At 39.5% G+C, this 15,655-nt stretch carries 15 protein-coding genes; 10 read left to right on the plus strand and 5 right to left on the minus strand.

Features of this window, described 5'->3' with window-relative positions:
* Positions 1–190: 190 nt before the first annotated feature.
* Positions 191–1,126 carry an SPFH domain-containing protein gene (locus DUT70_RS10555; protein WP_113647302.1) on the minus strand — a complete coding sequence of 312 codons (936 nt, stop codon included), beginning with the start codon at positions 1,124–1,126 and terminating at the stop codon, positions 191–193.
* A 152-nt stretch (positions 1,127–1,278) separates the two neighbouring features.
* Here DUT70_RS10555 and DUT70_RS10560 point away from each other — a divergent pair, with 152 nt between their 5' ends.
* Positions 1,279–1,464: a hypothetical protein gene (locus DUT70_RS10560; RefSeq protein ID WP_113647303.1), complete on the plus strand. Its 186-nt coding sequence runs from the start codon at positions 1,279–1,281 to the stop codon at positions 1,462–1,464.
* A gap of 7 nt (positions 1,465–1,471) precedes the next feature.
* Here the strand turns inward: DUT70_RS10560 and DUT70_RS10565 are convergent, their stop codons facing one another.
* The 3 genes from DUT70_RS10565 to DUT70_RS10575 form a co-directional block, all read right to left on the minus strand.
* Entirely contained in the window at positions 1,472–1,666 is a 195-nt protein-coding gene (locus DUT70_RS10565; protein ID WP_113647304.1) for a hypothetical protein, read from the minus strand.
* The gene (locus DUT70_RS10570) at positions 1,653–2,756 is read right to left on the minus strand and encodes a CapA family protein (RefSeq protein WP_113647305.1); all 1,104 of its coding nucleotides are present in this window, start codon (positions 2,754–2,756) and stop codon (positions 1,653–1,655) included. Before DUT70_RS10570 ends, DUT70_RS10565 begins: the two co-directional genes overlap by 14 nt.
* 73 nt (positions 2,757–2,829) lie before the next feature.
* On the minus strand, positions 2,830–3,384 hold the full coding sequence (locus tag DUT70_RS10575) for a C40 family peptidase (RefSeq protein WP_113647306.1): 555 nt from the start codon (positions 3,382–3,384) through the stop codon (positions 2,830–2,832).
* Positions 3,385–3,838: 454 nt separating this feature from the next.
* On the opposite strand from DUT70_RS10575, the gene pdhA reads away from it, so the two are divergent.
* From pdhA to hisS, 8 genes are all read left to right on the plus strand, one after another.
* Positions 3,839–4,834: a pyruvate dehydrogenase (acetyl-transferring) E1 component subunit alpha gene (gene pdhA, locus DUT70_RS10580; protein WP_113647307.1), complete on the plus strand. Its 996-nt coding sequence runs from the start codon at positions 3,839–3,841 to the stop codon at positions 4,832–4,834.
* A 31-nt stretch (positions 4,835–4,865) separates the two neighbouring features.
* The gene (locus tag DUT70_RS10585; protein WP_113647308.1) at positions 4,866–6,518 is read left to right on the plus strand and encodes a 2-oxo acid dehydrogenase subunit E2; all 1,653 of its coding nucleotides are present in this window, start codon (positions 4,866–4,868) and stop codon (positions 6,516–6,518) included.
* A gap of 139 nt (positions 6,519–6,657) precedes the next feature.
* Positions 6,658–6,996: a TfoX/Sxy family protein gene (locus tag DUT70_RS10590; RefSeq protein ID WP_113647726.1), complete on the plus strand. Its 339-nt coding sequence runs from the start codon at positions 6,658–6,660 to the stop codon at positions 6,994–6,996.
* Between the two features lie 238 nt (positions 6,997–7,234).
* Positions 7,235–8,038 (plus strand): helix-turn-helix domain-containing protein, encoded by an 804-nt coding sequence (locus DUT70_RS10595; RefSeq protein WP_113647309.1) that lies wholly within the window; start codon positions 7,235–7,237, stop codon positions 8,036–8,038.
* A 135-nt stretch (positions 8,039–8,173) separates the two neighbouring features.
* Positions 8,174–8,704, plus strand: a complete 531-nt coding sequence (locus DUT70_RS10600) for a hypothetical protein (protein WP_113647310.1) — start codon at positions 8,174–8,176, stop codon at positions 8,702–8,704.
* A gap of 13 nt (positions 8,705–8,717) precedes the next feature.
* Entirely contained in the window at positions 8,718–9,110 is a 393-nt protein-coding gene (locus tag DUT70_RS10605; RefSeq protein ID WP_113647311.1) for a DoxX family protein, read from the plus strand.
* Positions 9,111–9,349: 239 nt separating this feature from the next.
* Positions 9,350–10,636 (plus strand): DNA cytosine methyltransferase, encoded by a 1,287-nt coding sequence (locus DUT70_RS10610; RefSeq protein ID WP_113647312.1) that lies wholly within the window; start codon positions 9,350–9,352, stop codon positions 10,634–10,636.
* Positions 10,637–10,706: 70 nt separating this feature from the next.
* Positions 10,707–12,089, plus strand: coding sequence for a histidine--tRNA ligase (gene hisS / locus DUT70_RS10615; RefSeq protein ID WP_113647313.1), 1,383 nt, complete (start codon positions 10,707–10,709; stop codon positions 12,087–12,089).
* Between the two features lie 184 nt (positions 12,090–12,273).
* On the opposite strand, the gene DUT70_RS10620 is transcribed toward hisS, so the two are convergent.
* Positions 12,274–12,876: a thioredoxin family protein gene (locus DUT70_RS10620; protein ID WP_113647314.1), complete on the minus strand. Its 603-nt coding sequence runs from the start codon at positions 12,874–12,876 to the stop codon at positions 12,274–12,276.
* Positions 12,877–12,973: 97 nt separating this feature from the next.
* On the opposite strand from DUT70_RS10620, the gene DUT70_RS10625 reads away from it, so the two are divergent.
* On the plus strand, positions 12,974–15,472 hold the full coding sequence (locus DUT70_RS10625) for a TonB-dependent receptor domain-containing protein (protein WP_113647315.1): 2,499 nt from the start codon (positions 12,974–12,976) through the stop codon (positions 15,470–15,472).
* Positions 15,473–15,655: the final 183 nt, after the last annotated feature.

A 15,655-nucleotide genomic window follows, 5' to 3' on the forward strand; every position in this document is an offset into this window, starting at 1 on the left:
ACACCTTAGTTCATCTAACATTAAAGGATTAAGATAGTCAAGTTAAAAAACTCAATAGGCTTTAATGGTTCAAATCTAAAATGTGCTTAAATGTCTAAAATGGTAAAAAATAAAAACCACCTAAGACACCTTGGTTCATCTAAGCCATGCGACTAAAATGTTCTTAGATATCTAAGGTGGTTAAAATAATTTATTTCTTATCTGCCGCAGGTTTTTGGTTCAACTGCATCGCCATCATTTGCTTCATCGTATTGTTCATCCCCTCTGTGCTACCATCTAGGAAAATCACATTGCCCTCGCTATACTCTGCAAATTGTTTAATTGCCTCAGTCCACATGGTAAATAAAATCACTGAAGTATCCAGATTTGCTTGTTGCATTTCGTGAGCGGCATTGGTCATCCCTTTCGCTACTTCTTCCCTAAATAACGCAATACCCTGACCGCGCAATTGCGCAGCTTCACGTTCAGCAGTAGCGGCAATTTTAATCGCATTACCATCAGCTTCTGCACCTTTAGTTTTGGTAATCAATAAAGCCTGACCTTCGTTTTCAGCAGCAGCTTTTAAGTTGTTAGAAGCCACTACACGACTCATTGAGCGCATAATTTCTTCATCGAAAGTAATATCATTGAGTTGCAAATCCTGTAGATGATATCCCCAACTTTCCAATACTTGGTCAATTTGGTGTTTTACGTGCTCTACAATTTCATTACGCTGAGCCAATACATTTGCTTGTTTCTGGGTAGCTACATAAGCACGGATTGACCCCTCAATGGTACGGATTAACGCCTGCATTAAGTTATTAGAATCGACGAATTTAAAAGCTACATTTTTGATGGTTTCTTCATCATGGTTAAGCACCGAATAAAGCAACATGGCTTTGAAATATACATTGGCCTGATCTTGCGTTACTGCTTGAAAAGACAGCTCAACTGAACGATTTTGAATAGATATCCTCGAATGAATGACCTCAATCAAAGGAATTTTAAGGCTAAGTCCTGGACGCAACAAGCGCTGATATTTACCGAAAATGGTAATCACCGCAATTGTTCCTTGTTTAACCGTAACAAATGAACTGAAAAGAATAATTAGCGCAAATACAAGTACGCCATAACCGAAGTAATCCATAGCAATAATTTTTGATGATCAATATTACTAAAAATAAACCAGCAAGCGGCATTCCTATTCCCTTTAATCCAAAAAACAATGGGTAAATCTCAAAACAGCTTAACAAACAAAAAATACTTTATGCTGTTTATGCAATATTGAATTACAGAGACATGAACGTAAAAAGAACCTTCGGCACTATCTTAACCATTCTCGGCATTGCAGGATTAATTTATGCAGGTTGGGGCTTTCTAAAGCATAGCGTGGGCACCAGAGAACTCGTAGTTGTAGCCGTCATTGCCATTATCTTTTTCATGTCGGGCATTGGGCTGATTAAGAATACCAAAGACGAAGCCTAAGCACCAACTATTTCTTGTTTAGAGATTTCTTTTGTCGAATAATGAGAATTTGCCCTAGCGCCACTACCGCACAAGCTATAATAGTAAGAATCAAAAATCTGATGCGCTCGGGATCTTGGTAAAGCAGGTACAAAGCATAAAGCACCACCGCAATGGCAGCAGCAGCAATCATATAATGTAGGGTTAGTTTATTGTTTTTCATCCAGCGATATCCTATTGTTTTCGAATTTCAGCCCATGGCCCTTAAAATCCATGTCAGTAAGCGTCTTCATCTTTTGAAATGCAGCACCACTATCGTCCACAGTTAAGCGACTAATTTTATCCTGTTTTACAGAAACCACATCAGCATACAAGAAATCACCTTGGCTATTTATTTTCAATTGCAGTAAAGGTGCTATACCGTTTGGCCCTCTCAAGCTAAACATGCCATAAGTGCAAAAATTACCCAAGCTGTAGGCAATAAATTTGTTTTTGTAAACCTCTACCGCTCTGGTTACGTGCGGCCCGTGTCCAAGTACTACGTCTGCACCCGCATCAATTACACCATGTGCAAAAGCATACACATTGCCACGATTTTCGTTATAAAAAATCTCTGTTTTTCGGGTAACATGTTCAAATCTGGCACCTTCACCACCACCATGAAAAGATACAATCACAATATCGGCTTGTTTTTTCAACTCGGCCACCAGTAGCTTGGCACTATCTATATTTTTAATTGAAACCGTATTTTCATTGGGAGCAAATGCCACAAATGCATACTTCACACTATCAATGGAAAACAAATCAAAAGGCTTATCCAATTGTCCCGCATAATGGATTTGCAAGGAGTCCAAAATCTTTGCGGTATTCTTACGACCCTTGTTGTTAAAATCACCCACGTGGTTATTGGCAACACTGAGTACGTTAAAGCCAGCGGTCTTAAAAATGCCAGCATAACGATCGGGCATTCTAAAAGCGTAGCAGTTATTGGGATTGATCCCCTTGCATTTAGAAGAATTTCCCGAGTTCAGGAAACAACCTTCAAGGTTACCAAATACAATATCTCCCCTCAAAAAAGTATCAACGGCCTTAAAACTGTGAATGGCATCATCAGGCGGCAAATTGAGCTTACTTGGAAAAGCAGAGCCCAACATCATATCACCAACAGCAACAATGCTAATCGTATCTTTTAGCTTCCTTACCTTTAGGGTATCATTTTTAATTACCTGCTTAGCTTCCGTTGTTCTATTTTGACAACTTAACATCAGATAGGTAGCAGCAATCCCAACTAGCAGTCCAAAAATCTTTTTCATGTTCCAAAAAAAATCCCTCCCAAAAAAGGGAAGGATAAATCTAATATCGTCAATCTGAAATTTTAAAATCAGACTATTCTTCTATAAATTCTTTATCGCCTGGTTCAATAATTCTACCACCCTTATAAAAATAGCGGCTATAATAAGGCTCATTTAAATTGCTAATCACTACGCCACGAGTACTTGAAGCATGAGCAAAACGATTATCGCCCAAATAAATACCTACATGTGAGATGCTGCGACTCTTAATTTTAAAGAAAACCAAATCTCCTTCTTTCAGTTCATCCTTAGACAATGGATTAACCATGCTAAAGATATCACGAGAGTTACGTAAAATGGTTGTATTAAAAACTTTGTCGTAAATAGCTTTGGTAAAAGCAGAACAGTCTATTCCTTTTTTAGTGTTACCACCAAAACGGTAGGGAGTTCCTATCCATTCGTAAATAAACTTATATAATTTTAGGTTTGACGTTGCGTTCACAGCAACCCCCATTACTTGCGAGAAATATTGCGAAGCTAAATTGTCTGGATCTTCTACTTTGGCAGCTTCTTTAGTTTTGCTTTGGGCAAATGTTGCCGAAAAAGCTGCGAGAACGATTAAAGTAGAAAACAAAAACTTTTTAATCATGTTATACTATTAAGTTTGGGTAAACAACACTTACACTTAACGTACACCACCGTGGGCTTATTGTTAGGCAGCAAAATTATAATTTAAGGTTCTTGAATCCAAATATTAAAATGTTAAAAAGTGAAGTTATTAACATTTTTTATCCTGAGACCTTCCAGACGGCGATTATCAAATGTATTTTTATTTAAAAAACCAGTCTTTTTTTGAGTAAAATCAGAAATTACGCCAAAGCTCTCCAACACCAAATAAAATTTCTGTTTTTAAAGGCTTTGAGTTTTCCCAAATACACCCAAAATGAATAGTGTAAAATTTACCATTTCTAAAAACGGTATAAAAAGCAGTACAACAAGGGGTTTAACCACTACCTCTTGATGTTTTTACATAAATGCGTATAAAAAAATACAAGAAAATAGATTAGATTTGCTCTCGTAAATAAAAAATTTATCATCAAAACATGAGTGCAGTAGAAATTAATAAAGATACCTATTTGAAGTGGTTTGAGTCGATGTTGCTGATGCGCAAGTTCGAAGAAAAAACTGGACAACTTTATGGTCAGCAAAAAATCAGAGGTTTTTGCCATTTATATATTGGACAAGAAGCCGTAGTTGCAGGAGCAATCTCTGCAATGAAACAAGGCGATTCAATGGTTACTTCTTATAGAGATCACGCTCATGGTTTAGCACTAGGAATGAGTGCTAACAGCATCATGGCCGAAATGTATGGTAAAGCTACTGGCTGCTCAAAAGGCAAAGGTGGTTCAATGCACATTTTCAGCAAAGAGCACAACTTCTATGGTGGTCACGGTATCGTAGGTGGACAAATGCCACTAGGTGCTGGGATCGCTTTCGCAGAAAAATATAAAGGCACCGACAATGTGAACATTTGCTACATGGGCGATGGCGCGGTACGTCAGGGAGCTTTAAACGAAGCGTTCAACATGGCTATGTTATGGAAACTTCCAGTAATTTTTGTTTGCGAAAACAATGGTTACGCCATGGGGACATCAGTAGAACGTACCACCAACATGATGGACATCTATAAAATTGGTTTAGGTTTCGATATGCCGTGCGCACCAGTTGACGGAATGGATCCGGTAGCGGTACACAACGCCATGGACGAAGCCATTCAACGTGCTCGTGCTGGAGAAGGGCCAACCTTTCTAGAAATGAGAACTTACCGTTATAGAGGCCACTCTATGTCGGATCCTGCAAAATACCGTACCAAGGAAGAATTGGAAGAGTACAAAGCAAAAGACCCAATTGAACACATCAAAGACATTATCCTTAAAGAAAAATATGCTGATGAGGCTTGGGTAACCGAAATTGAAGAAAAAGTAAAAAGCATTGTAGACGAGTCTGTAAAATTTGCTGAAGAATCTCCATGGCCACAACCAGAAGAATTGTTCACGGATATTTATGTAGAACAAAACTACCCTTTTCAACAAATTTAATTTTTAGACAAGCATTCAAATAAAGATATCGATGGCTGAAGTAATTAATATGCCTAAAATGAGCGACACCATGACCGAAGGGGTTTTGGCGAAGTGGCACAAAAAAGTAGGCGATAAAATAAAAAGTGGTGATGTTTTAGCGGAAGTTGAAACAGACAAAGCAACCATGGACATGGAGTCTTACTGGGATGGCACACTACTATATATTGGTGTAGAAGAAGGCCAAGCAGTTCCAATTGATGCCCTAATGGCAATTGTTGGTAAAGAAGGCGAAGACTACAAAGCACTTTTGGAAGCTCAAACTAGCGGCGCTAAAACCGAAGCAAAAGAAGAAGCTCCAAAAGAAGAAACTAAAACTGAAGCAGCTCCTTCTCAAGGCGCTGGCTTAAGCGAAGAAGAACTTTCTGCAAAAGGCATTACCGTAATTCGCATGCCTTTGCTAAGCGATACTATGACCGAAGGCGTGATTGCCGAGTGGCATAAAAAAGTAGGTGATAAAGTAAAAGATGACGATGTACTTGCTGACGTAGAAACCGATAAGGCGACGATGGAAGTAATGGGCTACGCTACTGGTACTTTATTGCATATTGGCGTACAAAAAGGCGAAGCTGCTAAAGTAAATGGCATCATTGCTATTGTAGGTCCAGAAGGAACAGATGTTTCTGGCATTTTAGCTGCTGGCGATGCTCCTGCTGCTCCGAAGTCGGGAAGCAAAGAGACCGAAAGCCCGAAAGTTGCTGAAGCTCCAAAAGAGGAAGAAAAAGCACAAGTTGTTTCTAACTCAAATGGTGGGCGTATCATTGCATCGCCTTTGGCTAAGAAAATTGCAAAAGAAAAAGGAATTGATTTAGCGCAAGTTGCTGGCAGCGCAGACGGTGGCCGTATCATCAAGAAGGACGTAGAAAACTTTACACCTTCAGCGGCTCCTGCTAAAGCTGACGCACCTGCTGCTTCATTGGAAAAAACTGCAGCAGCTCCTGTGATCCCTACTTATGTGGGCGAAGAAAAATACACAGAAAAGCCAGTTTCGCAAATGCGCAAAACCATCGCAAAACGTTTGGGTGAAAGCTTATTCACCGCTCCTCACTTCTACCTAACCATTAGCGTAGATATGGACAATGCAATGGCTGCTCGTGCAAGCATCAACGATGTAGCTCCTGTTAAAGTGTCTTTCAACGATATCGTCATCAAAGCGGTGGCCGTAGCCTTGAAAAAACATCCAGCAGTAAACTCATCATGGGGTGGCGATAAAATCCGTTTCAACGAGCACACCAACATTGGTGTAGCCATGGCTGTTGAAGATGGCTTATTGGTTCCTGTAGTACGTTTTGCAGACGGCAAATCATTGTCACACATCTCTGCAGAAGTAAAAGAATACGGAGCTAAAGCGAAAGCTAAAAAATTAACGCCTGCAGATTGGGAAGGTTCAACATTTACCGTATCTAACTTAGGAATGTTCGGTATCGATGAGTTTACATCAATCATCAACTCTCCTGACGGAGCTATTTTATCTGTGGGTGCTATTCAAGCAGTTCCTGTAGTTAAAAATGGCGCAGTTGTCCCAGGCAACGTGATGAAATTAACCCTAGGTTGTGACCACCGTGTAGTTGACGGTGCAACTGGTGCAGCTTTCCTACAAACTTTAAAACAGTTGTTAGAAGCGCCAATCAGATTATTAGCATAATCACCTTGTTATTCCGAGGGAAGCGTAGCGACGAGGAATCTCAAGCACATTCTTCACTTCGTTCAGAATGACACAGCATATTAAAAGTCCCGTACATACGGGACTTTTTCTTTTAAGGCCAAAATCAATAACTTTAGCTATGGCTTACAGCATTGAACTAGCAGATAGAATAAGAGAACATCTAGCAGCAATTCCAAATCTCAAAATAGAAGAGAAAAGGATGTTTAGCGGTCTTGCTTTCATGGTTAACGATAAAATGTGTATTAACGTAAGCGGTGAAAACTTAATGTGTCGTTTCGAGCCGAACTTGCTTGAAGAACTTGCTGAAAAAAGAGGTTTTCTACCCATGATCATGAAAGGGAAACAGATGGCAGGATATTGTTATGTAGAACCCGAGGGCTTTTCCCGAAAAGAAGATTTCGAGTTCTGGCTTAACCTATGCCTCGATTTTAACGACCGAGCCAAATCATCGAAATAATTTTTAGAAAAGCAACCCATTACAACTATTCAAGCTAACCCCGCTTTCGCTTATAGTCCTCGCCTCGTTGCACTTCGGCTGTGGGCTAATCCGCTCAATCGGGTTTAACTAACAAAAACCTGCATTGCAAATTAAAACCTGTCAATTCTGACATTCCATTTTAAAAATCACATTATTTTTCGCATTTTTATGTAAAGCCGCTCCCCGTATGCCAAATATCATTGACAATATTCCATAAATGAATTTTAAAACCTATCCAGTTCCCAAACATTTAAAAAACTACGTGCGTTATTTTTGGAGCTGCGATATTGGTGATTCACAAAAAACAATCCTATTTAAAAACCTTGCCGATAGGTTTCCCCGATTGATATTTCAGGTAGACGAAAAGCCTTTGCTAATGAACTTGGAAAACCAACAAACACCCCAAGCCTACATTTGCGGCATCGACACCTATACCTCAACCGCTAAAATCGAATCTAACTTCTCCCATTTCGGAGTAAGCTTTCACCCATTTGCCCTTTATCAAATCTTTGGACTAAACAGTCAAGAAATGGTAGACACCATTTTAGATTTAAAAACAATCGGCTATAACCAACTCATTGATCGGCTCAACACAGCCCAAAATCATGAAGCCAGAATAAATGCAATAGGCAGCTTCATCGAAAACAAACTAAACCGTAAAACCATCGCCAATACAAGCATTCAGGAAATCATCCTGAATAACGAAATTGCTTTTAATACAGATTTGTTTGCCCTACAAAAGCACTACCACATCACCGAAAGAACACTCGAAAGACTCTTCAAAGCCAATTTGGGCATCAGCCCCAAAAAATACCAGCGCATGGTTCGGTTCGAAAAATCATTAGAATTGCTTACCGCACTTCCTTCAATAGAAATGACCGCTATTGTATATCAATTACACTACGCCGACCAATCGCACTTTATTAAAGACTTCAGGCGTTTTGCAGATACTACACCACAACACTTTCAACAACAAAAATTTCTGTTTTCAGAAAGTGCCGCCTTCATTTCAGAACTTTAAAACTGTCGGTTTCTTACAATACCAACATTCCCTCTCCTTTTAGCTTTGCTTTATCTATCTATTCCCAAAAAGGAAACAGGAGAAAAAACACGTCATTCAATTACGTAAAAAACCATTTGAAAAAAACAATCATCAATGAAAAAAACCGTTCTATTTTTGCTTCTCGTAAGCACTGCATTCATTAGCCAAGCCCAAAAATTTGGTTACAGTAAAGGCGACAACCTGCTCAACGTAGGCGTTGGGGTCAACTCATTTTACAATGGAGGCATTCCCTTTGGAGCCTCTTACGAAAAAGGCATAACCAACGACATTAGCGTAGGTGCAAATGCCGATTACCTCTCTAATAATTACAACTACGGCAGCGGTATTTCTTATAAATTTACGGCTATTTATGTAGGCGCAAGAGCTTCGTACCATTTCAACAAACTGCTAAAAATCAACACTGAAAAAATAGATGTATATGGCGGGGCTACCATTGGCTACAGAAGCTTTAAATGGAAAGATAACTTCTCCAATAGCGGCCTAGACGACAGCTACGGCAGTGGTGTTTATTTAGGTGTATATGCGGGCGGCAAATACTACTTCAGCAAAAAAATTGGCGTCTTTACAGAAGTGGGCGACATTGGCTCAACCAATGCCAGGATAGGCTTGGCATTTAAACTATAGCTTTGCAACCACAATGAAAAAATCCACCTTGATCTTACGCATTGCCATTGGCATTATTCTGCTAACACATAGCATACCAGGCATGTTTAACGGCGGAATAAATGCCTTTGGCAACCTATATCTCAACACCATTGGCTTTGCGCCTTTTGGCCTCATCATAGCGTGGACCGTTAAAATTTCCCATGTCATCTGTGCCGTGCTATTGTTTACAAACAGATGTGTAAAACCAGCCAGCCTCCTCACCATTTTCATTTTGGCAATGGGCATTGCTTTGGTTCATTTTCAAGAAGGATGGTTTGTAGTTGGCGGGGGCAGAAACGGAGTAGAGTATAATTTTTTGCTCATTGCGGTGCTCCTTCAAATTGTGATTAACGATCAAAAACCATTTGAATTACCTACCTCATAAAGGCTTCCAATAGGGAGCCTTTTCCTTTTTTTGAGCAAAGCAATTTCCTACAACTATTAAGGTCAGTCCCGCTTTCGCTCATAGTCCTCGGCTTCGTTACACTTCGCCTGCGGGCTAATCCGCTCAATCGGGTTTAAAAACAAAAAAATTGCAATAATTAAAAGTGATACCAAGAATTTAGCCCACCAAAAAACCGAAAAATATTTTTTGTACTTTGCACTAATAATAGCGTTGGAAAGATGAAAGTAACGGAAAAAATATCACTTGAAAAAATCAGAAATGACAGGAAAAATCCTATCCCCGATTTTGACATCAAGGATGCCGTTATTACACACTATCTTCACAACAATAAAAATGGTGTTTCACAATCCTTCAAAAAAGAAGCAATAAATTACACCAATGAAATTGTGAAAAATTACTTTTCGGAAGAATTCATTGAGAATTACACCGCCGAAAATTTTCGGCTAGATTTTTTAAATCATGAAACAGTACCATTTATACCTGTCGAGAACCCACGATTTAAATTTATTGACCTATTTGCGGGCATCGGTGGCTTTAGGCTAGCCCTACAAAACTTAGGTGGCAAATGTGTTTTCACCAGCGAATGGGACAAACACGCTCAAAAAACTTATCGGACTAACTTCGGAGAAACACCCTTTGGCGATATCACCAAAGAAGAAACCAAAAAATATATCCCAGATGGGTTTGAAGTGCTATGTGCTGGTTTCCCTTGCCAAGCATTCTCCATTGCAGGAAAACGTGGTGGTTTCGAAGACACCAGAGGCACACTGTTTTTCGAGGTTGCAGAAATCATCAGGCGCAAACAACCAAAAGCTATTTTTCTGGAAAATGTAAAAGGACTAAGAAGTCACGACAAAGGAAAAACACTAGCCACAATTCTGAATGTTTTAAGAAACGATTTAGGGTATTTTGTACCCGAGCCACAAATCATTAATGCCAAAGATTTCGGAGTTCCGCAAAACCGAGAAAGAATTTATATTGTAGGCTTTCACCCAAGTCTACACATCAATCAATTTAACTATCCCCAACCCTTAAATAAAAAGGTATCATTTGCCGACATTAAGGAAAAAGACGTAGTCGACACCAAATACTATTTATCTACCCAATACCTTCAAACGCTTGTAAACCACAAAGCAAGGCACGAAAATAAAGGCAATGGCTTTGGCTACGAAATTATTAAAGACCATCAAATTGCCAATGCAGTAGTTTGCGGAGGAATGGGCCGTGAAAGAAATTTAGTGATAGACCATAGAATTACCGACTTTACACCAACTACAAAAATCAAAGGAGAAGTCAATCGTGAAGGCATCAGAAAAATGACCCCCAGAGAATGGGCAAGGCTACAAGGTTTTCCTGAACCCTATATCATTCCCGTTGCCGACGCTTCCGCTTATAAACAGTTTGGCAATTCAGTCGCCGTACCCGCTATCCAAGCAACAGCAAACGAAATCATTAAACTGATCACCGAAAAGTCGTCGTCAAAACATCAAGACAAAATCGCCTAAAACGATTTTCATCCATGACCAGAAATGGATAACCTTTTACGTTTCAGCTTAAATTAAGTACTTTTGCCGCATGTCAGTAACCAAGCCAAGCTTACCAAAAGGAACCAGAGATTTTTCGCCACAAGAAATGGTGAAACGCAATTATATTTTCGACACCATTAAAACCGTTTTCAGGAAATATGGCTACGCCGAAATACAAACGCCTAGCATGGAAAACCTGCAAACCCTAACGGGTAAATACGGCGACGAAGGTGATAAACTGATCTTTAAGATTCTTAATTCTGGTGATTACTTGGCTAAAGTTGACGAAACGTTACTTACTGCTCGCAACTCGCAACTTGCTACCTCTAAGCTGTCAGAAAAAGCCCTTCGTTATGATTTAACAGTGCCTTTTGCTCGTTACGTAGTGATGCACCAAAGCGAAATTGCTTTTCCTTTCAAACGTTTTCAGGTACAGCCAGTATGGCGTGCTGATCGACCCCAAAAAGGACGCTACCGTGAGTTTTATCAATGTGATGCCGATGTAGTAGGTTCTCCATCCCTTTTAAATGAAGCCGAGTTTATATTGATTTATCACGAAGCTTTGAGCAAATTAGGGTTGAAAGATTTTACCATCAAGATCAATAACCGTAAAATATTAAGCGGTATTGCCGAAATTATTGGCAAGCCCGAGCTAATTGTGGACATGACGGTAGCCATTGACAAACTGGACAAAATTGGTTTGGATGGCGTTGCCAAAGAACTTATTGAAAGAGGATTTACCGAAGCTGACATTGAAAAACTGAAACCAGTTATTTTGTTGGAAGGTGCTAATGTTGCAAAGTTGGAAAGCTTAAAGGCTGTTCTTTCAACTTCCGAAACTGGCTTAAAAGGGATCGAAGAAATCGAAACAGTTTTCAACTATGTGAATAATCTTGTATCCGATAACCCAACACTCACAACTCAAATAGAATTAGATATTACCTTGGCTAGAGGTCTCAACTACTACACTGGCTGTATTTTCGAAGTGAAAACCAACGAAGTAGCCATGGGCAGCATCGGTGGTGGTGGTCGTTATGATGACTTAACAGGAATGTTTGGTTTGAAAGACCTAACTGGAGTGGGTATTTCTTTTGGTGCCGATCGTATTTACGATGTGTTGGAAGAACTGAACTTATTCCCAACCTCAGCACAACAAGGCACCAAAGTACTTATCAGCAATTTTGATGAAAACGCTGAGCTTTATGCCTTGCCTTTATTACAACAATTCAGAACAGCCAATATTGCGGCCGAACTTTATCCAAGTTCAGCCAAGCTTAAAAAACAAATGAGCTACGCTGATGCCAAACATATCCCTTACGTGATTTTAATTGGCGAAGAAGAGATGCAAAACAATTTGCTTACCCTAAAAGATATGGTCAGCGGAGAACAACAGAAACTAGCCGCGGCGGAAATTATTGAGCGATTGAAATAGATCCCACATTTCCAGTCCCCTCTCTTTTTCAAGGAGAGGGTTAGGGAGAGGATGAACAAAACTCCTTCGTCATTTCGACCGTAGTGGAGAAATCTTTGAACTTTGTATAGCAAAACCAAAGATTTCTCCATTCCACTGTATTCCAGTCGAAATGACGGACTATTTAAGTCACTACAAATTCTAATTAAAGCAACTGCTTCAACAATTCGTTTATTTCCTGTTGAGTAGCCGCGGTTTTATCCTTCGCATACCAACCGTGAAGCTTCTCAGCCAATTCAGGCATTTCCACCCCTTCAGATTTCCATTGGGCCAACAAGCCTTGTAAAACCGCAGGACGAGGTCCCCACTTAGGCAACAATAAATTCCCTGCCTCATCCAATATTAGCAAAACAGGAATCGCACGACCTCCATTGGTTAAATGCGCATCAATCAATGGAAGGTTTTTATCACGTAAAGTAAGTTTCAACTTGAATTGATCGGGAGCTTCCGAAACAATTTTGTTGATAACAGGCACAATTTGCGCTGCATCACCACACCAACCTTCGGTAATCACCAAAAAGTGATATTTCCCTTTGATCCCTTTTAAGGTTTCTAAAATTTCTTCGCTCAACACAGCGGTTTTATCAACCCTGTTCATGCGCTGCACATTCATTTTAGTGTAGTGCAACATCGCCTCCGAATCGTCTGGACCAGTAGTTTGTCCCTGAGCCAATAGCTCATCTACCAAATTTCTGTAGCTAGGGTAGTCTAGCGCTTCTTTATCAAAAATATTACTGTAATCAAGCATAAAAACGCTGTAATAAAATGGTTACGCCCTTTTTTTAAATCTTTTATTAACGAGATTTGTGCCCTTATTTAACACACAACACCTCAACTGAATTTAAATGGATAGGATTAAGCGCAAAGTTCTTTTATTAGCTGCTGTTATTTGTATTGCAACTGTAAAAATTTACGCACAATCGGGTAATACCGGAAAAATAAGTGGCAAGATTGTAGACGCACAAACCAACGAAACAATTCCCTACGCTTCGGCAATATTATTAGACAGAAAAACAAAAGCAACCGTTAGAATTGTTCAATCTGACTTGGATGGAAATTTTGCCATTCCAAATTTAGCAGACGGAACTTACTCTTTTAAGGCTAGTTACGTAGGTTACCAAACCATGGTTAGAGATTCCATCTCTATTACTGGTGCGCTCAAAAGCATCAATTTGGGCACCATCAAAATGAAAACGGGCAAAGGAAACATCCTTAACGAAGTAACCGTAACCGCACAAAAACCGACCATGCAATTGGGTATCGATAAGAAAGTTTTCTCGGTAGACCAAAGCGTAGTAAGCGAAGGTGGTTCTGCTACTGATGTATTGCAAAATGTACCTTCTGTACAAACCGATATGGATGGCGGCGTTTCTTTAAGAGGATCGGCAGCCAGGGTATTAATTGATGGTAAACAATCATTAATTGGCGGTGGCGATGTAGCGCAGATTCTAGCCTCAATCCCTGCCAGTTCTATTGAAACCATCGAGGTCATTACCAATCCTTCTTCTAAATATGATGCTGAAGGCCAAACAGGGATCATCAACATTGTTTTAAAGAAAAACAAGAAATTAGGTTTTAATGGAAACGTAGCCTTAACAGCTGGAAACAGGGATAACTATAACGGTTCTACCAACCTATCTTTTCAAAATAAGAACATTAACCTTTACGCTAATTACAGCTACCGCTATGGTAACAGACCTGGTAATGGCTACAACAACACGTTTTATCAAAGCGGCGTAAGAGGCGGTGGCTACATCAACCAAAGCAATAATTCTAACGAGTTGGAAAAGGGACACAATGTTAAATTGGGTATCGACTACAACCTTACCGAAAAAAGCACCGTAAGTTTATCTGGAGGTTTCAACATCAGGAACAGCGATGAAATAGAAAATATTGGCTTCAGCGAGTACAATGGTGCGAACTCTCCTCTAAATTTATCTAACCGTGTAAATACCAGAGATCGTAAAGGAAACAACTACGATTTAAGTTTAGATTTTGTACAAAAATTCAAGAAAAAAGGATCGGAATTGACTTTTAACGCTAGTTATGCAACGGGTGATAATGATACTTACCAGTTTTTTGACACTTACAAGGTTTTTGAAAATGGTTCATCAATTCCTACTGAATTTTTGCAACAACGTACTAATAGGCCAAGTGATAACAAAAATTATAACGTACAATTAGATTATACGTTACCGTTAACTGAAACTTCGCGTATAGAAGCTGGTTACAGAAGCCAGTTCCGAGTTTCAAATAGCAGAACCATTGCGGATTCATTGATCAATGGAGCCTATGAGTTTAGCCGTACCTTAAGTAACGACTTTAATAGCGATGACTACGTACATGCTGTGTATGTGAACTATCAAAATCAGATCAAGAACTTTGGCTACCAAGTGGGCTTAAGGGGAGAAGATGCAGCATTAGAAACAGAAATGGGCACATACGATGCAAGCAGAAACATTAGCTACACGCCAGGGAAAGTTGCCTACACCCGTTTGTATCCAAGTATTTTCTTGACACAAAAACTTAAAAACGAACAACAGCTTCAATTGAGCTATAGCCGTCGTGTTAACCGTCCGCGTGGTTGGGATACCAATCCATTTTTAGATGTTTCGGATCCGATAAACCACCGTATGGGTAATGTGAATTTAATGCCTGAAGACGTGCACGCTTTCGAATTTAGCTACAGCAGGTTCTTCAAAAAATTCTCATTAGTATCTTCGGCCTATTTCCGTCAAACCAATGATGTGATCCAACGTATCAGATACGACGATTACAATGGCGAACAAGGCGTTAGTTTAACCATTCCTCAAAATCTTACCAGCGCAAAAAATAGCGGAGTAGAGTTAATTGGAAAGTTTGACGTTTCTAAAAAATGGAACTTCACCACCAACTTTAACTTATACTACAGAAAAATTGAGGGCGTGGCTGCATTTGGAACAAAAGACGTTGATGGAATGAGCTATAATGCCAATATCACCAACAACATTACCTTGCCATACAACATTACGCTACAATTAAGAGCAGATTACCGTTCTAACGAAGTGACCGCACAAGGAACCTTTAAAGCTATGTATGGCTTTGATGCAGGTGCCAAAATGGATTTGATGAACAAAAGAGCAAGCTTAAGCTTTAACATCAGAAACTTGTTCAACACCCGTAAATTCCAAATGGAGTTTGACAACACCAATGCATCAAACACAGGTTCTACCATTAATTTTAGTAGAGCAAGAGCTGGCAACATGGGCTCATTAACTTTCTCTTACCGTTTTGGCAAGACTGATTTTAGCCAAAAGAGAAAGAAAACACAAGAAGCTCCAAGATCAGACGAGGAAAGTTTCTAAGCGCATTCCGCAAGCGTTTTTAACATAATTTAAAAAAATAAAAAAAGCCCTTAAGAAAATTAAACCTTAAGGGCTTTTTTGCATCCAAATAGGTCAACAAACTATCTTTTTGAAACAAGCTGCCTTATCGAATTGAAATTTAGAGAGTTTCTTAATATATTAGTATTGATTTAGACCTAAACC

Source organism: Pedobacter chitinilyticus (assembly GCF_003313385.1).
Lineage (GTDB): Bacteria > Bacteroidota > Bacteroidia > Sphingobacteriales > Sphingobacteriaceae > Pedobacter > Pedobacter chitinilyticus.